Here is a 22426-nt window from a genome sequence, read left to right as displayed (position 1 = left end):
CGATTTTGTTACAAGAAGACAGTATCATTTTCGATCCATAAATTGCATGCGGCAGCAGGAAAAGATAGTCAATCCTGCTTTTTTATTGTATAATATTGAAGTTTAGTAAGAGGTGATGACATGGCTTTTCAGATAACCATCGAACAGTTTGAAGGACCTTTGGATCTGATGCTGCATCTGATCAAGGAAAACAAACTGGATCTGTTTGATCTGGATATGAATGTATTGACAACGCAATATCTGGCTTATTTAGATGCGATGGAATCTTTGCATCTGGAAATTGCCAGTGAATATTTGAGCGAATTGGCAGGACTGATCGAGTATAAAAGCAAGAAACTGCTGCCGCGTGAGAAAGTGGAAATCAGTGAAGAATACGAAGAGGATCAGCGGGAAAAGCTGGTGCAGCGCTTATTGGAGTACCAGCGCTTTAAGGAAGTATCGGCCTTATTGAGCAGACAGTATGAGGATCGACAGATGCTCATGGGAAAGCCGCTTTCAGAAGAGACGAGCAAATGGATCGAAGCGAGCAGTGAATTGCCGTTAGCGGGCAATCCGTATGATCTGATCAAAGCGATGCAGAAGGTCATGCGCAGACAAGCGCTGTTGAAGCCATATGAAACGAGAATGACGATCAAAGAACTGTCATTAGATGAGCGGGTCGTGCAGATGCGCAAACGCTTAGACGGATGGAGCGGAAAGATGAGCTTTGAGGAGCTATGCAGCGACTGTACGTCTTTGCATATGGTGATCGTAACCTTTTTAGGAGTGCTGGATCTGATTAAGCTCAAGGCGATTACCTATACGATAGATGAAGACGATGTGATCTGGATTATCAAAGGGGATGAATATCATGGAAGTTAAGACGGTATTGGAAGGATTGTTATTTCTTTGCGGTGATGAAGGATTAACGATGGAACAGATGCAGGGAACACTGGAGACAAGCAGGGAAGAAGTGGAATCGGCACTGGTGCAGCTGAAAGAAGAATATGACAAGGAAACGCATGGCATAGAACTGACGCGCTTTGGCGGCATATACAAATTTGTTTCCAAAGCGACTGTCTATCCCTATGCGGAAAAACTGTTTGCTTCCACAAAAATGGCTTCGCTTTCTCAGGCGGCGATGGAAACACTGGCGATCATTGCTTACAAACAGCCGATCACCAGAGCGGAAATCGAGGAAATCAGGGGCGTTGGCTGTGATATGATGATCCGCAAGCTGATGGCACGCAGTCTGATCAAGGAAAGCGGCCGCAGCGATGCGCCGGGCAAGCCATTTCTATATGAGATCACACCGGAATTTATGGATGCTTTTAAGCTGGAGAGCTTAAAAGAATTGCCGGAGCTGCCAAAAGAAGAAGAACAAGGCGAAGAAGAACTTTTTGATGAAGTATAAAAAAATAGGAACCGTATGACCATGAGATCATAGGGGTTCCTGTTTTTATGTGGTTATGCGTCCTTTTCCAGTACCTTGACGATCTTGCCGACATAAAGGGTGTGATAGTCGTTTTGCGGATAATGCTTCTTACATTCCGCATCAAGAAAACCATCCGGCGATAAATCCTGATGATACAGCTTCTGACAGATCAAAACGCGTTGCGCTTCCTCAAAATAAGGCGCTGCTTCCTCATGGCACACATGGTAGCCGACATCTTTGATCTTATCTGTATCCTTTCCCGATACCGTTCCCAAATAAGAAAGCTGCTTGCGCTGCGTTTCATCGAAGAAGGTAAGGGAGAAATGACTTGCGGCTTCTAAAAAAGCTTTCGTATGACGCTGTGGTCTTACAAAGATATAGGCAACCGGCTGATTCCAAAGGATCCCAAAGCCGCCCCAAGAAGCGGTCATCGTATTGGTGACACCGTCCTTTTCTGCGCTGATCAGCATCCACCTTTCACCGATTTCGGTAAAAACATTGTCATGCAGATCGGTTACGCTGATTTCATGAAATACTTTCATCTGATTCCTCCTTCTCTTTATTAGCATATGTCAGATCACTTTTATTATAGCACTTTTTTGTTTGATGCAGGATCAAAAGAACAGTTTACATTCGCTTTGAGATGTAGTACAGTAAAGCAAAGGAGAAAGATAAGATGTGGAAACTATGTACGATTGGGGAAGCGCTGATCGACTTTGTACCGATGGAAGCAGGCAAGCGCTTAAAAGATGTCGTTTGCTTTCGGCGAGTTGCGGGCGGTGCGCCGGCTAATGTGGCTTATGCCTATGCACATTTGGGGGGAAGGGCCAAGCTGATCACCAAGCTGGGGCGTGATGCGTTTGGCGATCATATCGTGGATACGCTGCAAAAAGGGCATGTCGATGTATCTTCGATCGTGCGTACCTCGCACTATGATACTGCCCTGGCATTTGTATCGCTCAGCGCTGATGGCAGCCGTGATTTTCAGTTTTATCGTCGGACAAGCGCTGATTTACAGTTGGGTTATGAGGAATTAGATGAAACGGCTAAAGATTTTGACGTCCTTCATTTTTGCAGCGTCGCCTTGCAGAAAGACCCCATGCGGGAATGTCACCGCAAACTGATCGAAGCAGCGCGCCGCAAGCAGAAATTGATTTGCTTTGATCCCAATCTGCGTTTCTCGCTATGGGAAGAAGAACAGGCGCTGAAAGAACAAGTACGAGCCTTTTTGCCTTATGCGGATATCGTGAAAATTGCCGATGATGAATTGAGTTTTATCAGTGGGCGGGAAACGATCGAAGCAGCCCTGCCGTTTTTCTTTGCTTTCCCGCATTGTCAAATGGTACTTTACACCAAAGGGGGAAAGGGAGCGGAACTGTTTACCCGTACGCGCCATGTCAAAGTGGATGGCTGTGCGGTCGATGTCTTAGATACGACCGGTGCCGGAGATGGTTTTGTGGCAGCCTTTCTTTACCGATTGGGCGAAAAAACGAAACCCCTCGATGCACTCGATGAAAGGGATCTGGAAGATGCACTGCGTTTTGCGAATACTTTTGCGGCGCTTTCCGCCCGGCATTTAGGCGCGATGGACGCTTATCCGAGCTTAGCGGAGGTAGAAGCCTATTCCATGAAGCGATCAGCATCGAATCTTTGAGATGTTACAAATTTGTTATTGTTTAAATATCACTTTTCCTTTATAATGTAGAAGATGAAAGCGCTTTACCAAAAAGGGGAGGGATAGCTTGGAGACCTACACATTAACAAAAATTGATTTTCAGCATGCGGTCATGCTTTTATTTGACGGTACTCCTTGGGAAAGCAATGAAGGATGCTGTCTGTTTCTGGAGAAAGATCGGATCTGCTATGCGTATCTTGTCAAAGCAAACGGTTTGTATTACATTACGCCGCTGGAGATCTTTCCGCTGCATGAGATCGCCAATGTGCATATCAATTTTCGCTGTGAGCCTTATCACACCAGTGCGATCACTGATCTGCGCGGCTATCAGAAAGTCCCGTTAAAAGAGTATTTTGTGCAAATGTCATATTTGGGCATCATGTTTGAATTGAACGATCGGATTTGTCGTTTTAAGGTGCGTGATGTGCGCAAGAGCTTTCCGAAACTGAAAAACTATTTTTATGAGTATGGGATTTTGGTGAAGTCGAATATGAACATTGAAAAAGAACTGCTGCTGAATGATGAACAGCTCTATGAGAAATACATCAAATAAAAAAGTCGATCCTATAAAGATCGACGTTTTTATAACGGCAGGATCATTTATGCAGATAATGATCGCGGATCGCCTGAAATGACTCGGCAGAAAGGATGTGTTCCATGCGGCAGGCATCCGCTTGCGCGATCTGTTCCTCTACCCCTAGGGAAACAAGCCATTCACTTAATAAATTATGCCGTTCATAAACGGCGGAAGCAATCCGTTTTCCGCTTTCCGTCAAAGTGATGGAGCCGCTGTCATCTACATGGATATAGTTCTTCTGCTTAAAATTCTTCATGGCCACGCTGACGCTTGGTTTGGAGAAGCCCAGCAGATTGGCAATATCAATGGCGCGTACCCGCTCCTGTTTTTCCGAAAGCATCAAGATCGCTTCCAAATAGTTTTCTAGTGATTCCTGTACCTTCAAAGCCATCACGTCCTTTTCATTGCTTTAAGCATAGCATTTTTTCAAATGAAATTCAATGAAGAAGCATGCTTCTTGTTGGGAAAACAAAGGAGAAGTATGCTATAATCAACATATTGTAATAAAAATAGGATGAAAGCAGAAAAGAGGAAGTAACATGAAACTGGTTTTAAGCGATATGGACGGGACGTTATTGAATGAGCGTAAAGAATTGCCGCATGATTTCTTTGAAGTGGTCAAGGCGCTGCAACAGCGTGATGTATTATTTGCAATCGCCAGCGGCAGACAGTATTATACGCTTCTGGAGCAGTTTCCTAATTTGGAAAAAGAAATGCTTTTTATTTGTGAAAACGGTACGATCGTATTTGAAAAAGGAACCTGCATTTATGTGAATGAGATCGAGCGTTCCAAGCTATATCAGGTACTGGATATCGTTAGAAATATCGAAGGCGTCTATCCGATCTTCTGTGGCGTTAACAGCGCTTATATCGAAGATGATCATCCGCTGCTGGTAAAAAATGCCGGGATGTATTATCATCGCTTAAAGCGAGTAGCCCGTTTAGAAGAGGTGATCGGTGTCGATCGCATCTGTAAGGTAGCACTTTATGATACGATCGGCGCAGCGCAGAATGCTTATCCGAAATGTAAGAAACTGTCAGGTTTTTTCAGTATCGTTACCTCCGGAAAAGAGTGGGTGGATATTGCCAATCCCCTTGTTTCCAAGGGCAAGGTCGTCCATTATCTGAAAGAGCGCTATGGCTTATCTCCACAGGACTGCTATGCGTTTGGTGATTATCATAATGACATTGAGATGCTGCAGGAGGTATATCATTCTGTTGCGGTTGCCAACGCGCATGAAGATGTGGCTGCCGTTTGCCGCTTTCACACCCTGAGCAATGAGGAAGAAGGGGTCATGCACTATCTGAAGCAGGCATTTCATCTGAAAATGTGAGTTTCGCTGCATAAGCGTGTGTTCCTTGGGCAATACTGAGAGTAATGACAAGGAGGTTGTTTATGAGAAAACGACAAATGTTTGTTTCCGCACTTTGTACGCTGTTATTATTGAGCGGTTGTTCGATGTTGAAGGATGATGCGGAGGATGTGAAAAAAGGTGCTGATGAAGTCGGCGATAACGTAAAAGAGGGCGTGGACAAGGCGGAAGAGAAAGCAGAGACGACGATTTCTGATTTTAAGAATTATTTAGATGAAAACAAGATCGCATACAGCGATATGAAAGAAGTAGAAGCGGTGGATTTCGCGGCGAAAGAGGGCGCGATGTTTACGTATGAAGATCAGCCGATCTATTTATATCGGTTAAATGAAGATGATGAAACGATGCAGGCGCTGTTGAAGGAAGCGAAAGAAAAGGAAAAGGTAACGGTCAATATCGAAGGCGAAAAAAAGGAAATGCAGGCAAGCGTGAACGGTGCGTATTTGATGCTGTATGAGGATCAGGAAACAATTTATGATCTGCGCAATGCTTTTTCTAAGTTCAATATGCCAAGCAATGCCCGTTTACAAAATCAGTCTTAACGAAAAAGAAGAAACAGTTGTGAAAACGATTGTTTTTTCTTTTTTTATATTGTAACATAAATAATGTAACAATATGGTGTATGATGGTATCAAAGAAAAGGAAAGGAATTGATACTATGAAGAGAAAACCATCACCATTGGCAAAAAAACTGTTGAATGCAGTATGGAACAAAGAGGTAGAGAAGGCAAGAGAAGCGATCTTGGAGGGCGCGGATCCAAACTGGATCATCAATGGCTATCCGGTATTATTCCATGCAGTTTATATGCGTGATGTAGAAATGGTCATGATGTTGATCGACAACGGCGCCATTTTGATCGGTGAAGCGCTTGGATTCGCATTAGATCGCGGCATTGGGGAATTGGTCATTCCGCTCATGATGCGCGGGGCGACGCCGAAGATCGAAGAACCGACGGCGCTTTATGGACCTTATCCAAATCGCTATGCCCCTTTGGATGCACCTTATGTATTCCGGTAGAAAGCTAACTATATAAAAATCAAGTAAATTGTATGAAAAAGTCTGAAAATAAAAATTTATTGAAGTTAGTTAGCTGAAGTTGTCTCGATCTTTGAAATAGTGAATAAAAAGGCATGACAAAAAGAACTTAGTAGAGGATCTAAGAATTTAGTAATGACTTATTTTAAAAGAGTTGAATCAAACGGTTGATTCGTTATTACCAGATGATAGATGATCCGAAGTAACTTTCGTACACAGTGTCCCTGAGCGCAACGATGGCCTTTCCCTTGCGACAACTTGAGATGATAGTATTCGTTAAATACAGGATTGTAGCGAATAACAGGTAAGATCACCTGATAAAGTGTTTTGCGAAGATATCGTGATCCCTTCTTGGTAATGGCTGTATGTTGGGCTTCATATTGACTTGATTGATGCTTATATGGGGAAACACCGGCAAATTTGATGATTTGAGACGCCTTAGAATAGTTGCGTAAATCTCCTAATTCAGCTAAAATAGAAGTACCGGAGAAATGTGAGATTCCCGGTATGGTGAGGATAGGAGAGTTAAGTTGCGTGCTGAACTCTTCTATTTTTATATCCACATCGTTGATTTGTTCTTTGATCAATTCGATCAAATCGATCAGATGACGTATTTCGATCACTTCAGCCTTTGAAGGAAACCCGATCGAATGCTTAGCAGCTTCTTTTAATTTTTCCGGTGTCAGTGAAATAGTGCGGCCGTTCCTATTGGTTTCGAAGCATTTGCGAATATTGCGGATATCGGCATGAGCAATAGCATTCGCACAGCCAAACGCTTTTAAGACCTTCATATATACAGTTCCATACTTGGATTTAAACAGGGAGTTATATTCAGGAAAAACGATATCAATACATTTCTGAAGCTTATTGGCATATACGTTTAATTGTTCCTTGAGATCGTGATGTTCACGGGTCAGACGTTTCTGCTCATAAAATTCAAAATTATTGATTTTAGAAATCCTGTAACCCTTTTTACGAGGACTGGAAGCCAGGACATCACAGATGGTCATGGTATCCAGGTTGTCGTCTTTGGTAGGATTTAGTTGCATCTTTCGGGTAAGATCGGTCGTTATGGGATTGATGAGTGCAACGGTATAACCGGAATCGAGTAAAAACTTCAAAAGGTTGAAATGATAATGGCCTGTATCTTCCATACCGATCAGCAATTTGTCTTTGGGATAAAGCTTGATGTTGCCCATCAGAAAATCAAAGCCTTGTTTATTGTTTTTAAAAGAAACAGGACTGACGAGGATTTCGCCATTGGAAGAATCCATGATGCAAAACATGTGAGAGAGCTTACCGACATCGATTCCAACAAGAAACATAAAAACACATCCTTTCTGAAATAAGAGTATGTGAAGTGAAGAAACCACAGCACTTAGACCATAAAACCTGGAACGAGATACGAATTCAAAGACTCATCTAACTCATCATTATTTTGGAATAAGGAGTGGTAAGAACCTTTCTAAAGTAGTCAGAGCCACAAGGAGCAATACAAATCCACATTCACATATTTCAATCATACAGACAATGAACCCCGTAATCAACCACGGGTATAAAGGTTGATAGAAAGGAAAAGGTATGTTGTAATGACTTTTAGATGAGTCATTTCCAATATACCAGGAGCTGTATGAATCGCTGTGCATTGTGTTTACAGATGTTGCGTTTATTAAAGGCCAGAGGCATGATGAGCCGACAGGAGCTCGCCGATGAGTTACAGACCAACATTCGCAATTTAAGTGAGTTTCGCAAAGAGCTGGAAACGGCCGGTTATGTGATCGAAAGCACGACCGGCCGCTATGGCGGATATCGGCTGGTAGAGGAAGAAGCGTTAGCGGTGCCATCGCTTAACAAAGATGAGCAGACGGCGCTTCTTGAAGCATGTGCCTATTTGCAGGCACATAAGGATTTTGCCTATGGCGATCCGTTTATGAAGGCCATGGATAAGATCCGTGCCGGTACAAGGGGAAAGGCGCATGGAAGCGGCACTTATCTGGAAGAGAGCGATCTGCATATATCCGCGCGTCTTAGACAGTATCTGACCCTTTGTAGGGAGGGAATCGCCCGGCAAAAAGCGATGCTTTTACAATACCGCTCTTTGCAAAGCAAAGAAGTCAAAGAAGTTACGTTATTTCCTTATGAGCTGGTGTATTATCAAAATGCTTATTATGTGATCGGCTATGCGCTGCATGCACGGGATTTTCGCACTTATAAGTTTTCAGAGGAACGTATGAAAGCCTGTACGCTAACCAATCGTTCCTTTACGCGCGATCGTGATTTTACACTGCGTGATCATGTCGGGATCGGGCTGATGAAAGATCAGGTGGTCGAACTGCGGCTGAGCATTTATGATGAAGTGGCGGTGCTGGTTTCGGAAAGCCGGATCGGATTGTGTCTGGAGGCGTACTGGCAAGAGGATGGCGGTTATTATATGCACTTGTTGATTGACGGTGAAATGCGGGCCGAGCAGTTTCTGCTTTCTTTGGGATCACATGTGGAACTGCATGAACCGAAGGCTTGGCGCAAACGTATTTATCAAAATGTGCAGGCAATGCTTGTAAACTGGAAAGAATCCGGTACATAAAAGCATTGGATATGCTTTGCCAATCGGCACTTGGTAATTGCGGCATCGTTTGGTATAATATACAGGATTGAGGGTGAATGATATGATACATCTGTCAGATGTCAAAAAATTTGAACGCTGTGCCACATTTTACTGGCGGCATGTGCATGAGCCGATCTATCCCAAGCCTTTTGTTTACTATAACGAAGATTTGATCGAACTTGTCAAAAAGAGGCTGCGCATCACAGATTGCTTTGAAGGAAAGCGGGGCGATGCAAAAGAGGTGGCGCTTGCGGCGTTAAAGGAGCATAAGGTGCTTGTAAATGCTCGTTTTGTGTATGAAGATTTACGGATCAAGATACCGATCATGATCAAGCAAGCGCAGGGCTATGTTCTGTATTTTCCATATGCGAACTGTTATCCCAAGGAATCAGAAGCGCAGTACATCAAAGACCATCTGACGGTTTTGAAGTGGCTGGGGATACCGGTGTCTGCTGTTTATGTCATTCATCTAAACGCTGCGTATATAAGAGAAGAAGAGCTTTGTGTCGATGCTTTGCTTTGTATCAACGACTGTCTGTATAATGCACATAATCGCATGCAGCACACGCTGGATTCGCTGCTTGAGAAATGTGCGCGCGATCTGCAGGCGGTATTGCTTGCAATGCGGCATGTAGCGGCTTTGAGCGAGCAAAAAGGCGAGCGGGGGAAAAACTGTACCCGCGGAGCGAAGTGCCTGTATTTTGACCGTTGTTTTCAAAAGCCGCAGGCAAATTCCATTTTACATCTGGTCAATTCCGCTCATAAGGGAAGGATGGAGCAACAGGGGCGCAAAACGTTGAAGGAGGTCGATCTTTCCTTGCTGGAAGGAAACCGGCTTCAGTATGCCCAGATCATGGCAGATCAGGAAGGCGGCTTGTTCTATGATCGTTATGCGCTTTCCAGCTGGTTAAAGGGAAGCATCGTTTATCCGCTTTCTTATTTAGACTTTGAATGGGAAACCTATGCCTACCCGCCTTATTCCGGTATGAAGCCATATGATGTGCTCTGCTTTCAATACTCGCTGCATATAGAAGAAACAAAAGGCGCACCTTTGCTTCATAAACAGTTCATCAAAGAAAAGGACTGCCGTATTTCTTTTATTGAAAAGCTGTTGGCGGATTTGCCAAAGGAAGGCTCGATCATGGTCTTTAATATGGAAGGAGCGGAAAAACTGCGCTTAAAACAATTGGCAAAACAGTACCCGCAATACCGGGAACAGCTGCATGCGGTATGTGATCGCATGGTGGATCTGGCGCTGCCTTTTGTAAGCGGTAATTTTTACCATATTGATATGGAAGGCTTTTATTCCTTAAAAAAACTGGTAACGATCTTTTCGGATTTTTCCTACGAGGAACTGGAAATTTCCTATGGATTAGATGCGGTACAGGCATGGCGCATGCTGCAAGAGCTTGATGAGCAGACGCAAGCTGTGCTGAAAGAGCAGCTTTATGCTTATTGTGCAATGGATACATATGCGATGTGGATCGTTTATCATAGCCTGTTATCGTTAGTGGAAACCGGCTGTCTGCATAAAATGCACATTGCTTCTGTAAATACCGATGCTTGATATAGGAGATGTCGATGATGCGGCATCTTTTTTATGTATTTTCTTTCTTGAAACAGGAAAAGAGATCGTTTTTGTTTCAAAAACGATAGAAAATAGGCGCTTTCCCATACGGTTTTGGGTAAATGACATATGGAAGGATGGGAGGTGTGATTATCGCAACCGGTTATTTACAGGTACAGCTGTTTACGGCAGAACAGGCGCTGCCGATCAAAGGCGGTACCATTCGTGTATTTAAGTCAGAGGAGAATGAGGTTGTATTTGAGGATTATTTTATGAGCGATGAGGAGGGAAAAACAGCTTGGATCGCCTTGTATGCACCGAGCAAGGAAATGTCGCTTGATGAAGCAAATCGCGAACGTCCTTATGAAACCTATAACGTGATCGTACGGTTAGATGGCTATGATAGTGAGGAACGCATCGGTGTGCAGATCTTTGCCGATGAAAATGCGGAACTGCCGATCGCCATGATTCCCAATAATATCGAATATGACGTGTATCGTATTCCTAATACCAGAAATGTCAATATGATCGAAGATCATCATTTATTGACAAACTATGGGGGCAATAACAGCGGCGCCGATCATTTGGCGATCGCGCAGGGAGAAGTGGTGCCGGCGGTATTGAATACGGTCATCATTCCAAGCAAGATCACCGTGCATTTGGGACGGCCAAGTGCACCGGCGGAAAACGTAACCGTAGATTTTCGCTATTATCTGAAAAATGTCGCAAGCAGCGAGATTTATCCGACCTGGCCTTATGAAGCGTTGAAAGCGAATATTTGGGCACAGTGTTCTTTGGCGCTGAATCGTGTTTATACGGAATGGTATCGCAGCCGCGGCTATGATTTTGATATTACGAATAATACGGCGTTTGATCAGGCGTTTGTCAAAAATCGCAATCTTTATGAATCGGTAAGCAATATCGTCGATGAAGTGTTTAATGAGTTTATTCGCAAGGAAGGATATTTAGAGCCTTTTTATGCGGAATATTGTGATGGCAAGATCGCTCAGTGTCCGGGCATGAAGCAATGGGGAACGCTGGAATTGGCAAATCGCGGCTATGACGCATTGCGTATCTTAAAATATTATTACGGCAATGATATTCTGATTGATTCTTCTGATAATATCCAAGATATTCGTTTGTCGTATCCGGGTACGCCGTTGCGGTTTGGAGATAGTGGCGAAGATGTCAGAACGATGCAGGAATTTCTGAATGCGATCGCGGTCAATTATCCGCTCATTACGCCGATCTATCCGGTAAACGGCGTGTTTAATGCGGAAACAGAGGCAGCGGTGCGCGTTTTTCAGCAGCAGTTTAATTTGCATGCGGATGGCATTATCGGCAAGCAGACTTGGTATCAGATCTCGTATATTTATGTTGCGGTGCGTAAGTTGGCAGAACTAAAAAGTCTGGGAAGAAGAGAGAGCTTTTTAAGCGGAGAATATCCGGGAATCGTCCTGCGGCAGGGAAGCCGTGGGGTGGAGGTACAGCAGGCACAGTTTTATTTGGCATCGATTTCCTTATTTTATCAGCAGATTCCGACCGTTACGATCGATTCTCGTTTCGGTGCACAGATGGAACGCGCGGTCCTTGCTTTTCAGAGAGCTTTCGGTTTGATCCCGGATGGACAGATCGGTCGTGATACTTGGAATAAATTATTTGAAATTTATTCCACTTTGGAAGAAACGCAGCCGGGGATCATCTTTCCGCAGTATCCGGGCACACCCTTGCAGCTTGGCAGCAGCGGCCTGGCAGTGGGACAGATCCAGGGTGCTTTGAATATCATTTCGCAGCAGTATAACAATATCCCGGTACTGATCGAAGACAGTATTTTCGGGGCGGCAACACAGGAAGCAGTCATGCAGTTTCAGCATACCTTCAATCTGGTGCCGGATGGCATCGTGGGAGAGACGACATGGGGCGCTATTTTTCAAACGGCCGCAAAACTGGTATTGGGCGATCAGCCAAGCGTCGGTATTCCTACTTTCCCGGGAACGGTACTGCGCCTTGGCTCTGTCGGTAAAGATGTGGAACTGCTCCAAAATCGTTTGAATACGATTTCTATCTACTATAAGAGCATTCCGGGAGTCATAGCGGATGGCATCTTCGGCAATGCCACAAGAGATGCTGTCATCGCCTTTCAGCAGCTTGTTTCCATTACGGCAGACGGCATCGTAGGGGAACAGACGTGGAATCTGATTCAAAAGGTTTATTATGAACTGACGACTTAAACTGCCAGCCGGCAGTTTTTGTCTTAGGAGCATACCGCTTTATGAACGGTTCATATGCTAAACAAAGGGTGGAGAGCATGGAATTGTATTTTTTCTTAGTTGGCGCTATAATAGTGCAGAAGATAAGGGAATGGAGGATAAGGAGATGCCTAATATCATCACGCATAAATTATTCGGCGAGCAGGCGATCACAGCTTTGATGAAAAGCACCGATCCGATGAAGCATGAAGCGCTGCGCGTCATTCAAAAGCATGCGCATTTATTTTATATCGGTACCAACGGACCTGATTTTCTGTTTTTTCATCATGCGAAGCCATGGGAAAGCTGGAAGTCCCACCGTCTTTCAAAAATAGGGGGGAGCTTGCATCGTGGACAGGTAAACGATTTTTACGAAGCGGCGATCACGGCGATCCGCAAGCAGGAGGATCCGCTCATCAAAGAGCGGATGGTCGCTTATTTAATGGGACATTTGTGCCACTGGGCGCTGGATAAGACCGCACATCCTTATATTTTTTATCGTACCGGCAACTGCAAGGGAAAAAGCGCCTATGCGCATCACCGCTTTGAATCGATGATGGATGCGATGATGCTGCGGCGCTATCACAATGAAACGATCGAAACCTACAAGGCGGCGGACATTGCGGCGGCGGATCGTGAGATGTTACAGGCGATCGCCAGAATTTATGTGCCTGCGGTAGGAAGCGCGCTGCATCAAAAACTAACGGTCCATGAGATCCATGAGGCTTTGCTTGACTGGCATGAGATTTTGTTGCTGCTGCACGATCCGACGGGCAAGCTTTGTGAAAGGCTACAAAAAGCGGAAATCAGGCTGCATCGCAAATGGATGATCAGCGGTCATATCATACCGAAAGACATCGATCCGCGTTTTGATGTATTGAATTTACAAAAGCAGACATGGTATCATCCATGTACGATGCGCCTTTTTAGCAATGCTTCCGTGCCGGAGATGTTTGAGGAAGGCATCGGGGTCGCCGCAGAAGCGATAAAGCTCGCTTATCAGGATATTTGTGAGGAAAGCGGTTTTGGCTTAGGCAATCTTTTACATGATCAGGCATATGATACAGGGATGGATCCAAGTGCGAAAATGAAGCACTTTGATCTGATCTATGATGATATGGATTAAAAAGGAATGAGGGAAATGATGCGGGAAATCGGTTATTTTGATCTGCATGGCGATATCGGCTATGATGTGCTGCTGCATAAACGAAGAGGCGAAAGCGATATTTTTGCCAATCGTCATCTGAAAAAATTTCAAAGAGGCAATATCCAGATCATGTGCATGGCATGCTTCTTCGATGGGCATGAGACATGGGAGGAAATGCAGGAAATGGTGCTGGCGTTAAAAGCGGATCTGGCAGCTTGTAAAGAAGTGGAAACGGTGTGTGAACTGCCTGATGTGCTGCAGGAAGGAAAAATCTATGCGATCATCAGTGTAGAAGGCATGTGTGGGATCAAAGAAGATGTGGGAGCGAAGATCACATGGCTCTATGAGCAGGGCGTGCGGCTGGCGTCGCTGGCATGGAATGATGAAAATGCGCTGGCGAGTGGTGTCGGCGGCAGTGAAGAGCGCGGCTTGAGCGAACTGGGACGGTGCGCCATTGCGAAAATGGAAGAGTTGGGGATGATCTTAGATGTATCGCACTTAAACGAACGCAGTTTTTGGGATGTCGTTGCATGTGCGCGCAAACCGTTCATCGCCAGTCATTCGAATGCTTATGCGCTTTGTGCCCATCGCCGCAATCTCAAAGATGAACAGTTAAAAGCGATCGCAAAGGCAGGCGGGATCATCGGCATCAACAGCGCCAATCAGTTTATTGATGAGAAGCGAAGCAAGCAGGACTGTGCGCATTTGGTGAAGCACATGAAGTATATTGCCGATCTGATCGGCATCGAGCATGTGGCGCTTGGATTAGACTGCATGGATTTCTTTGAAGATGATAATGAGATGCCGCTGGACTTTTTGAGCTGTGAGGATACCGGTCGTCTATTAGAAGAGATGAAAAAGGTGTTTACGCTGACAGAGATCAAACAGATTGCTGGTGAAAATGCAAAAGCGTTATTTAGAACAAAAAAGAGATAAGGCAAGCAGCCGAATCCCTTTCTTCTTTGCATCGTAAATTTTCCATATTCTTCCCATTACATCCCATTTTCCAAATCCCCGCTACAACGATATTATAACAGAAACAACGATGAAAAGAAAGACTGGTAAATCAAATTATCTGACATATAATATAGGTAAAGATAAGGAGTGATTTTATGAAAGTCCAAATTTATGGGAAGAATTTTCCGGTAACTCCGGCAATCGCAGAAAAAATTGAAAAGAAGCTGGATCATTTAGCCAAGTATTTCATCATTGATGATTCGGTGGTTGCCAATGTCGTGGTAAGAGTTTACCCGAACAAACAGAAGATAGAAGTAACGATTCCTACCAAGTATGCAGTGCTTCGTGCAGAGGTTACGCATGATGATCTCTATGCGGCCATTGATTTGGTAGTTGATAAACTGGAAGATCAGATTCGTCGTCAGAAGACGCGTTTAACACGGAAGCATAAAGAAAAACTGGCGATGGCTTTCATTGATGATGAAGCGCTTTATGTTGATTATGATGAAGTGGATGAAGATGAGGATGAAGTGGTCAAAACGAAATCGCTGGTTCCGGAAACGATGGATCTGGATGAAGCGATCATGCGTATGGAAATGTTGAATCATACATTCTTCATCTACCGTGATGAGGAAACAAATGAAATTGCCGTTGTTTATAAGCGTCATGACGGCGGTTATGGTTTGATCGAAACAGAATAGGTGTGCAAACACCTTTTCTTTTTGGGGAAATACAAAGAAGCGTTATATGCAATGAGTATGGACTGCTAAAGAAAGCAGGGTGGAAAAACGGTTTTTTATGAAATCCGCTTGACAAAAGCAAAGTGATGCGATATTGTATAATTGTACTAGGATAGTAATACAATATGGGAAGGAGGCATATGTTTGCAGTATCAAAACAATGAACCGATCTATTTACAGATCATTCATGATTTTAAGAGCAAGATCGTAAGCGGCGCTTATCCACCGGGATCAAAGGTACTGCCGGTGCGGGAGTGTGCCATCGCATATGCGGTCAATCCCAATACGATGCAGAAGGCGTTGTCGATCTTAGAGCAGGAGGGACTGGTTTATACCAAGCGTACGGCCGGACGCTTTATCAGTGAAGATGCCGGACGCATTGCACGGCTCAAAGAAGAAATGGTTTCAGTCTATGTAAAACGGCTGGTTAGTGAAATGCGTTCTTTTGGCATCAGTGATGAAGTCATATTGACATCAGTGAGAGAGGAGTTGAAGCGAAATGTTGATGGAAGTACGTCATGTAAGTAAACGATATGGAAAGAAAACCGCTTTGGCAGATGTGAGCTTAAAGCTGGAAAAAGGAAAACTCTATGCCCTTTGCGGCAATAATGGCGCCGGTAAAAGCACCTTGATGCGCATATTGGCCAGTGTGGAGCGTGTTGATCAGGGAGATGTGCTGTTTGAAACACATTCGCTCAGTTATTTAGATCGAAAGGAGATCGCTTATTTTGCGGATGAAAGCTTTTTTTCAGATGATGTGGAAATAGAAGAGATCTTTGATTTATATGAATATTTTTTCGATGATTTTGACCGAAAAAAATGTGAGCGGCTAGTGTATCAAAACGGAATTGATCGTAACAGCGCTTTATCCTCTTTAAGCAAGGGAAACAGAGTGAAGCTGGAGCTTTCATTTACGCTCAGCCGCCGTGCTAAGCTGTACCTGTTTGATGAACCGTTTGCAAGTCTGGATCCTTTGGCAAGAGAAGAAGTGATGCAGATGATCGTTTCCTGCGGCAGCGAAGATGCGACCTATGTGATTGCGACACATCTGTTGGCGGAGTTTGAATCCTATTTTGATCAGGTCCTGTTTTTACAGGATGGCAAACTGATCGTCGATCAAAGCGTGGATAAGATCCTTGGCGAAAAACAGATGGGCGTGCAGGATTATTTGAAAACGTGTCTTAGAGCAAACGGTTAAAGGAGGAAGCATCATGAAATGGTTGGTTTATGAGTGGCGGCAGCTGCGTTCCTTTCTTCTTGCCTATGGTGGTGTATGGATTATTTTGTTTGTGATCGCATCGTTTTATTTCATGCAGCCGCAGTATCGAAGCGATCACGCAGACGGTGCGGATGCCATTGTGATACCGCTGTTGGTGATGTTGCTGCTGCATGCGGCGGCAATGCTTTTATGGCGCAGCCTGTATGCGGGCAAATTAGCAAAGCGGCGGTCTTTGATCGTTGCCGGAAAACATCAGATCGTCCTTTGGAAAATGTCTTTGATCTTAGTGAATAGCGTTATTATTTTGATCGTAACGCTGCTGCTAACGCATATGATCCTGTATTTATGCGGACATGAACAAGGACTTCTCAGTAATTTTGCGGATCGGAAATTTCCGGTTTGGCTGGTGGAACAATTCGTTCATGTATCAATTGCCGTGATGGTGCTGCAACTGCTTTTTGTTTATCTGAAAGAGTTTACTGCCGTGCATAGAGAAACGATCATGATCACAGCAGAAGCGGTGTGTCTGATCCTGATCTTTGGCGGAATGAATCTGTTTGCTTCACATGCGATCGCTTTGATCTTATTTGGGTGTGTGCTGCTCCTATTGCTTGGCATGTTCTTTTATCAGTTTCATAAGGAGGGATGAGGATGCTTGCTTTTTTACGCTATGATCTGCATAAATTAAAATCACCGCTGCTGATCATTTTCGGAATTCATCTGCTGGGATCGCTTTTTCTCATTGCATCGGCACAGGATCGTTCTTATGAACAGACGGTGCTGGTATTAACGATCATGCTCATGCTTGAGTATCTGATCGGCTGGATCAGCGTGGAGAAGGTACAGAATACATGGTACAGCGGCAAGAACCGCTTTCTGAAATGTATACCGGTATCCTTGAAAAAACGTATTTATGCTTCGATCTTGTTAAACAGCATCGTTACTTTATTCATTTCCATGGTCTTTGTCATGACTGCGTTTCTGGGGCTTCCTGTACTTTATGAGACCGGCTTGTTGTGGGAAAACGTCATTCAGGTGATCGTTTCCTTACATTTGATCTTTCTTACCTTTATGAGCGCGAATTTATGGCTCGATCTGATACCGCTGCCGAAGCGCTTTGAGAAAAACCGCAAAAGTTTTAATGCTTTGCTCGGCGGGCTTTTGGTTTTATTTCAATCTTTTATCGTCAATAAGTTTCTGTCTCTTCAGACGTATCTCATCATTATGGTGATCCTTTGTCTGCTTCTGCATATCGTTTTGATCCGTTTGGCAAAACACAGTGAATGGTTATAACCGAACGCATAAAAACATGTTCTTCTCATTCGGAGCATGTTTTTTATATGTCTGCGGGAAGAAAAGGATAGAAAGCAAACTGTTCTCATAATCTGACAAAATCCGGTTGTCCTCCTTTCTATAATACAGGAGGAGGGAAGCAGTGGACAGTTATTTGGAGGTTACTTGGCTGAATGCCGTGATCGTGATCTTATTTTCCTTATGCACAGCGTCCTATCTGTCCATTCAGCCGCTGTCATGGCGCAAGATGCTCATTTATACGCTGTTTATTACCTTGTTTGGTGTAGTGCTTTGGAATGATTGGAGCTTATGGTTTATGATCGCCATGGAGGTCATTTTGTTTTTTTCGATTTTTCGCTGGCATATGAAATGCTACGTGTTCGCATATACCATACGCATGCTTTTGTCCTTTGCGGAATATGCTTTTTTGAAGGGCAGTTTTCACAATCTGCTCTACTTTGTGCCGATGCGCTGTGAAATCATTTTGTTTTGGGTGGTTTTATTGCTCGGTCTGGTATTTTTGTTTGCGAATGGCAAATTGTTTCTATGTGCGATGCAGTACAGTTATCCATTTACGCTTTATACGGCAGATACAAAGCTGAAGCTGATCGGATACTTGGACAGCGGCAATCTGGCGACTTATCATCAGATTCCCATTATTTTTTTAGATCAGCGCTATTGCTCCTATTTTACTGCTTCACAGGTCGATCTGGTCATTTTGCACAGTGTGAGCGGGGTCGAGATCACAAGGGTGTATGAAGCGCGGATCAAATTGGAAAACGGCATATGCGCGAAGGTATATGTCAATGTAGAAAAGACGATATCCAAAGAACTGGGTGCGGCTTGTATTTTGAATCGCAATATATTTATGGTGAGGTGAACATATGAAACGATGGATGCGTATTTGGAAATGGCTATTTCATAAAAAAGATCTGCACAGCGTCGCGTATTTGCAGGGAAGTGAAGCGCTCCCGCAGCCGCTTTCCAAAGAGGAAGAACGGGAAACGCTGATCGCTTTTGAAAACGGCGATGAAGCAGCGCGCAATAAATTGATCGAACACAACCTGCGGTTAGTCGTCTATATCGCCAAGCGTTATGAGACCAATCCGATCTTTATGGAGGATCTGATCAGCATCGGCAGCATTGGCTTGATCAAGGCGGTCAATACCTTTAAGCGGGATAAGAATATCAAGCTGGTTACATATGCTTCCCGCTGTATCGAAAATGAGATCCTGATGTTTCTGCGCAAGAAAAACCGGCGCAAAGCCGAGGTATCCTTTGATGAACCGTTAAATGTCGATTATGACGGCAATGAGTTGTTGCTATCGGATATCATCGGTACCGATGATGATCTGGTAACAAAAGAATTTGAAAAGAATGAAAACCGCAGAGAGCTGTTAAAGGCGATGAGCACGTTAAAGGAGCGCGAACGGCTGATCTTACAGATGCGCTATGGGATCGATCACGAAGAGCTGACCCAAAAAGACATTGCGGATCGTTTGGGCATTTCACAGTCGTATATTTCCCGCCTGGAAAAGCGGATCTTGGCAAAATTAAAAACGACGATGCACCAAGACTAGACAACTGGCATGTTTTACCAGTTGTTTTTTGTTTGCTTTCGGGAACAATGCTACTAGCAAGGAGGCTGGGGCATGAGTCGCTATAAAGTGGAGATCAGCGGTATTACGACATCGTCGCTGCGTGTTTTATCCAATGAGGAAATGAAGGAACTGTTTTTGAAACTGCAGGCGGGGGATGAAAGCGCCAAAGAAAAACTGATGAACGGAAATCTGAAATTAGTGCTGTCGATCGTACAGCGTTTTTCATCTCGCTGTGAGAATATGGATGATCTGTTTCAGGTCGGCTGCATCGGGCTGATCAAATCGATCGATCATTTTGATCTGAAGCATGAAGTGCGCTTTTCCACTTATGCGGTGCCGATGATCGTCGGTGAGATCAAGCGTTATTTAAGAGACAATAGCGTGATCCGCATTTCTCGGCATCTGAAAGATCTCGCTTATAAGGCGATGCAGGAAAAAGAGCGCTACCTGCAACAACATCAGCAAGAACCGACTAACCAGTGGCTGGCAGAAAAGCTGCAAGTGAAGGTGAAGGATATTGAGGATGCGTTTGATTCGATCCAAAGCGTACTTTCGATCTATGAACCGATCTATAATCATGACGGCGATGAATTATATTTGATCGATCAGGTAAAAGACGAGCATGATGAGATCGGCAAGCTGTGTAATATCATGACGCTGCGCAAAAGTATGCGGACATTGAGTGAAAAAGAGAGCGATATCATTCGCAAACGCTATTTTCAGGATATGACACAGGTTGAGATCGCACAAGAGCTTGGTATTTCACAGGCGCAGGTTTCAAGGCTGGAAAAAAACGCCATCGCGGCATTGAAAAAGCAGTTTGAATAGCACTATTTGATAAAAGCGCGCATATATTGTAGCAGGGTGATAGGATGCGTTATACGGAGCTAAGAGAAAAAGAAGTGGTCAGTGTTTGCGATGGGCGCTTTTTAGGCTATATCAGCGATCTGGAAATCGAGGAATGTGATCTGAAGATCACGGTGCTCTTTGTAAGGCAGCCGCCCAAAGGGATCCATAAATACTTTCCATGGCTGTTTCAGGAACCGGAAATTGCGATCGCGGTCAAACGGATCGAACAGATCGGTAAGGACGTCATTTTGGTGGTAGAAGCAAATTCTTAAAGCTTTTTGGACACAAAGACCTGAAAAAAGTGCAGAGGTACTATATTCGTGAGAAAAAGTATGTTATAATATCATGGAATTAGGAGGTGCCTTTATGGGATTTGGTCAGAAATTTAAGGAATTTATCGCGCCGATGGATGACGATGAAGTTCTTGAATTAGATGAGGAAGAAGCAGTCGGCCTTTCTGAATATGAAAGCCATCATGCCAAAGCGATGCCGAAGATGTCCGGTGATACGAAGATGGTGCTGTTTGAACCCCGTTCTTTTGATGAGGCGGAGGAAGTGGCGCGCCGTTTGAAGGAAAACCGTGCGGCAGTCATCAACCTGCATAAATTGCAGCGGGAATACGCACAGCGCACGATCGACTTTTTGACCGGTGTGGTGTTTGCACTGGACGGGTCGATCCAAAAGATCGGTCATAACGTGATCTTGTGTACGCCGAAAGTGATTTCGGTCGGCGGTAAAATCAACTTGGATGCCGGCGAAGAATAATGTAACAGGCAGCAGCGAACGAGGTAATGAAGAACTGATCGAGCGTCTGCATGATCTGATGGATCAAGCGCAGCGCACGTATCAGCCGATGATTACCTCTTTTTTGACGCCTGCACAGCTCATGTGCGCGGTTACATATATCGGCAGACGCATGACTTATACATACGGCGGCGGTTATGCCGGCGCTGAGCATTGTCGTTTGAAACTGTTTCCGCCCTATACAGAGGTCGATGAGGATTTTCAGATCGTGTTATTAAAGGCGCGTCTACATCCTCGTTATGACAAGATCACCCATCGTGATGTACTGGGGGCAATGATGAAGCTGGGCGTAAGCCGTGATGTATTCGGCGATATTTTGATCAAGGAGGACGCGCTGTATGTGTATGTGGCAAAGCATATGGCTGACTTTTTCATGATGGAGCTTACCCGTGTGCGCCATAGTAGCGTGAAGTTGGAATGCTGTGATGAAGAAGTGATCCATGAAGCAAAATACGAGGAGTTTCATCCGATCATCAGCAGTGCGCGATGCGATGCGGTAGTCAGCGCCTGCGCACACATTTCCAGAGCCAAAGCAAAGGAACTGATCCAGCGCGGCTTGGTAAAAATCAATCATGTAATACTTGAACAATGTGATAGAATATGCAATAATATGAGTACCATTTCGATTCGTGGCTATGGCAGATTTGTCTTTGTGGAAATCTCCCATACGACAAAAAAAGGAAACTTCGTTGCAGTGATAAGAAAAATGCGTTAGGGGAGGTGAAGGGATGGCAGAAAAATTTGATACGATGCGCAACGGCTACAATCGTTATCAGGTTGATGACAAGATCGCATCTATGAATGAAGAAATCGCCATGCTCTATCGCAAACTGGATATGTATCAGCTGCAAAGCGAGGAAATGGAAAAGCAGATTCGCCAGATCAAAGAAAAATACCAGCTGGTGGTGGATTCTTTGGCGGCGAAGGAACGGGCGGCGCAGGATTTGACCCGCATTGCCATGAAAGACGCTAACACGATCGTAAATACCGCGCATAACAATGCGGATCTGATCGTGCAGGAAGCGCTGATGACGGCGCGCAGGATCTTATTGGATGTGGCAAAGCTCGGTATGGAAGCCAGTGAACTGAAAGGAAATATGCGCGAGCAGTTAGATGCATTAAGCACAACTTTAGAGCAGTTTCAGATACCGCCGATCCCCGATCCGGAGTTTTTGAACAGTACGAAAACAAATGAAAAGCAATGAGAAAGACGAAGCAGTGAAACATTGATAGCGAGTCGAAGTATGGTGAAAGTTCGATGAATGGGAAACTGTTTGGATCACTTTTGAGCTGATGATCTGAAAGCGAGTAGGATCATCC

27 protein-coding genes and 1 other annotated feature (1 of these 28 running past the window's edge) are annotated in these 22426 nt (G+C 44.4%); of the genes, 24 read left to right on the top strand and 3 right to left on the bottom strand.

Translation table 11 applies throughout. From position 1 onward, the window contains the following. Positions 1–120 precede the first annotated feature (120 nt). Positions 121–861, top strand: a complete 741-nt coding sequence (locus tag C1712_RS03560) for a segregation and condensation protein A (RefSeq protein WP_102266850.1) — start codon at positions 121–123, stop codon at positions 859–861. Next, positions 851–1393 (top strand): SMC-Scp complex subunit ScpB, encoded by a 543-nt coding sequence (gene scpB / locus C1712_RS03555; protein WP_418290417.1) that lies wholly within the window; start codon positions 851–853, stop codon positions 1391–1393. Before C1712_RS03560 ends, scpB begins: the two co-directional genes overlap by 11 nt. A gap of 53 nt (positions 1394–1446) precedes the next feature. Here scpB and C1712_RS03550 read toward each other — a convergent pair whose 3' ends face one another. Further along, positions 1447–1956: a flavin reductase family protein gene (locus tag C1712_RS03550; protein ID WP_102266846.1), complete on the bottom strand. Its 510-nt coding sequence runs from the start codon at positions 1954–1956 to the stop codon at positions 1447–1449. Positions 1957–2090: 134 nt separating this feature from the next. Between C1712_RS03550 and C1712_RS03545 the strand changes: the two genes are divergently transcribed. Both C1712_RS03545 and C1712_RS03540 read left to right on the top strand, forming a co-directional pair. After that, positions 2091–3068: a carbohydrate kinase family protein gene (locus tag C1712_RS03545; protein WP_102266844.1), complete on the top strand. Its 978-nt coding sequence runs from the start codon at positions 2091–2093 to the stop codon at positions 3066–3068. A gap of 88 nt (positions 3069–3156) precedes the next feature. Further along, positions 3157–3642 carry a hypothetical protein gene (locus tag C1712_RS03540; protein WP_102266843.1) on the top strand — a complete coding sequence of 162 codons (486 nt, stop codon included), beginning with the start codon at positions 3157–3159 and terminating at the stop codon, positions 3640–3642. Between the two features lie 43 nt (positions 3643–3685). Here C1712_RS03540 and C1712_RS03535 read toward each other — a convergent pair whose 3' ends face one another. Continuing rightward, complete coding sequence (locus tag C1712_RS03535; protein WP_245858051.1) at positions 3686–4057, bottom strand: metal-dependent transcriptional regulator; 372 nt, start codon at positions 4055–4057, stop codon at positions 3686–3688. A 148-nt stretch (positions 4058–4205) separates the two neighbouring features. Between C1712_RS03535 and C1712_RS03530 the strand changes: the two genes are divergently transcribed. The 3 genes from C1712_RS03530 to C1712_RS03520 all read left to right on the top strand — a co-directional run bounded on the left by C1712_RS03530 (position 4206) and on the right by C1712_RS03520 (position 6057). Next, the gene (locus C1712_RS03530) at positions 4206–5000 is read left to right on the top strand and encodes an HAD family hydrolase (protein ID WP_102266841.1); all 795 of its coding nucleotides are present in this window, start codon (positions 4206–4208) and stop codon (positions 4998–5000) included. Positions 5001–5062: 62 nt separating this feature from the next. Then, complete coding sequence (locus C1712_RS03525; protein ID WP_102266839.1) at positions 5063–5581, top strand: hypothetical protein; 519 nt, start codon at positions 5063–5065, stop codon at positions 5579–5581. A 116-nt stretch (positions 5582–5697) separates the two neighbouring features. Then, positions 5698–6057, top strand: a complete 360-nt coding sequence (locus C1712_RS03520) for an ankyrin repeat domain-containing protein (RefSeq protein WP_102266837.1) — start codon at positions 5698–5700, stop codon at positions 6055–6057. A gap of 158 nt (positions 6058–6215) precedes the next feature. Here C1712_RS03520 and C1712_RS03515 read toward each other — a convergent pair whose 3' ends face one another. After that, the gene (locus C1712_RS03515) at positions 6216–7400 is read right to left on the bottom strand and encodes an IS110 family RNA-guided transposase (protein ID WP_102266835.1); all 1185 of its coding nucleotides are present in this window, start codon (positions 7398–7400) and stop codon (positions 6216–6218) included. Positions 7401–7705: 305 nt separating this feature from the next. Between C1712_RS03515 and C1712_RS03510 the strand changes: the two genes are divergently transcribed. The 17 genes from C1712_RS03510 to C1712_RS03430 all read left to right on the top strand — a co-directional run bounded on the left by C1712_RS03510 (position 7706) and on the right by C1712_RS03430 (position 22311). Further along, positions 7706–8659 carry a helix-turn-helix transcriptional regulator gene (locus C1712_RS03510; protein ID WP_180963061.1) on the top strand — a complete coding sequence of 318 codons (954 nt, stop codon included), beginning with the start codon at positions 7706–7708 and terminating at the stop codon, positions 8657–8659. An 82-nt stretch (positions 8660–8741) separates the two neighbouring features. Further along, positions 8742–10247, top strand: coding sequence for a DUF2779 domain-containing protein (locus C1712_RS03505; protein WP_102266831.1), 1506 nt, complete (start codon positions 8742–8744; stop codon positions 10245–10247). A gap of 122 nt (positions 10248–10369) precedes the next feature. After that, positions 10370–12478 carry a peptidoglycan-binding protein gene (locus tag C1712_RS03500; RefSeq protein WP_180963060.1) on the top strand — a complete coding sequence of 703 codons (2109 nt, stop codon included), beginning with the start codon at positions 10370–10372 and terminating at the stop codon, positions 12476–12478. Positions 12479–12623: 145 nt separating this feature from the next. After that, complete coding sequence (locus C1712_RS03495; protein WP_102269732.1) at positions 12624–13622, top strand: zinc dependent phospholipase C family protein; 999 nt, start codon at positions 12624–12626, stop codon at positions 13620–13622. A gap of 6 nt (positions 13623–13628) precedes the next feature. Further along, on the top strand, positions 13629–14579 hold the full coding sequence (locus C1712_RS03490; protein WP_245858049.1) for a dipeptidase: 951 nt from the start codon (positions 13629–13631) through the stop codon (positions 14577–14579). A gap of 176 nt (positions 14580–14755) precedes the next feature. After that, on the top strand, positions 14756–15301 hold the full coding sequence (gene hpf, locus C1712_RS03485) for a ribosome hibernation-promoting factor, HPF/YfiA family (RefSeq protein WP_102266827.1): 546 nt from the start codon (positions 14756–14758) through the stop codon (positions 15299–15301). Positions 15302–15484: 183 nt separating this feature from the next. After that, positions 15485–15868, top strand: coding sequence for a GntR family transcriptional regulator (locus C1712_RS03480; protein ID WP_178200951.1), 384 nt, complete (start codon positions 15485–15487; stop codon positions 15866–15868). Beyond that, positions 15840–16538: an ATP-binding cassette domain-containing protein gene (locus tag C1712_RS03475; protein WP_102266823.1), complete on the top strand. Its 699-nt coding sequence runs from the start codon at positions 15840–15842 to the stop codon at positions 16536–16538. Before C1712_RS03480 ends, C1712_RS03475 begins: the two co-directional genes overlap by 29 nt. Before the next feature lie 13 nt (positions 16539–16551). Continuing rightward, on the top strand, positions 16552–17208 hold the full coding sequence (locus C1712_RS03470) for a hypothetical protein (protein ID WP_102266821.1): 657 nt from the start codon (positions 16552–16554) through the stop codon (positions 17206–17208). A gap of 2 nt (positions 17209–17210) precedes the next feature. Further along, positions 17211–17852, top strand: a complete 642-nt coding sequence (locus C1712_RS03465) for a hypothetical protein (protein ID WP_102266819.1) — start codon at positions 17211–17213, stop codon at positions 17850–17852. A gap of 142 nt (positions 17853–17994) precedes the next feature. Then, on the top strand, positions 17995–18732 hold the full coding sequence (locus tag C1712_RS03460; protein ID WP_102266817.1) for a hypothetical protein: 738 nt from the start codon (positions 17995–17997) through the stop codon (positions 18730–18732). Positions 18733–18736: 4 nt separating this feature from the next. Next, the gene (gene sigK, locus C1712_RS03455) at positions 18737–19432 is read left to right on the top strand and encodes an RNA polymerase sporulation sigma factor SigK (protein WP_102266815.1); all 696 of its coding nucleotides are present in this window, start codon (positions 18737–18739) and stop codon (positions 19430–19432) included. A 72-nt stretch (positions 19433–19504) separates the two neighbouring features. After that, positions 19505–20281: a SigB/SigF/SigG family RNA polymerase sigma factor gene (locus tag C1712_RS03450; protein ID WP_102266813.1), complete on the top strand. Its 777-nt coding sequence runs from the start codon at positions 19505–19507 to the stop codon at positions 20279–20281. 44 nt (positions 20282–20325) lie between these two features. Next, positions 20326–20574 carry a PRC-barrel domain-containing protein gene (locus C1712_RS03445; protein ID WP_102266811.1) on the top strand — a complete coding sequence of 83 codons (249 nt, stop codon included), beginning with the start codon at positions 20326–20328 and terminating at the stop codon, positions 20572–20574. 94 nt (positions 20575–20668) lie between these two features. Next, complete coding sequence (locus tag C1712_RS03440; RefSeq protein WP_102266809.1) at positions 20669–21067, top strand: cell division protein SepF; 399 nt, start codon at positions 20669–20671, stop codon at positions 21065–21067. Continuing rightward, positions 21051–21821, top strand: a complete 771-nt coding sequence (locus C1712_RS03435) for a YlmH family RNA-binding protein (protein WP_102266807.1) — start codon at positions 21051–21053, stop codon at positions 21819–21821. Before C1712_RS03440 ends, C1712_RS03435 begins: the two co-directional genes overlap by 17 nt. A gap of 13 nt (positions 21822–21834) precedes the next feature. Next, positions 21835–22311, top strand: coding sequence for a DivIVA domain-containing protein (locus C1712_RS03430; RefSeq protein WP_102266805.1), 477 nt, complete (start codon positions 21835–21837; stop codon positions 22309–22311). Beyond that, positions 22299–22426: a binding site (T-box leader), on the top strand (it continues 79 nt past the right edge of the window). (Overlaps the previous gene by 13 nt.)

The sequence above is a fragment of the Massilicoli timonensis genome (assembly GCF_900199515.1).
In the GTDB taxonomy this organism is placed as follows: Bacteria; Bacillota_I; Bacilli_A; order Erysipelotrichales; family Erysipelotrichaceae; genus Massilicoli; species Massilicoli timonensis.
This window is presented reverse-complemented; position numbering and strand designations above follow the sequence as displayed.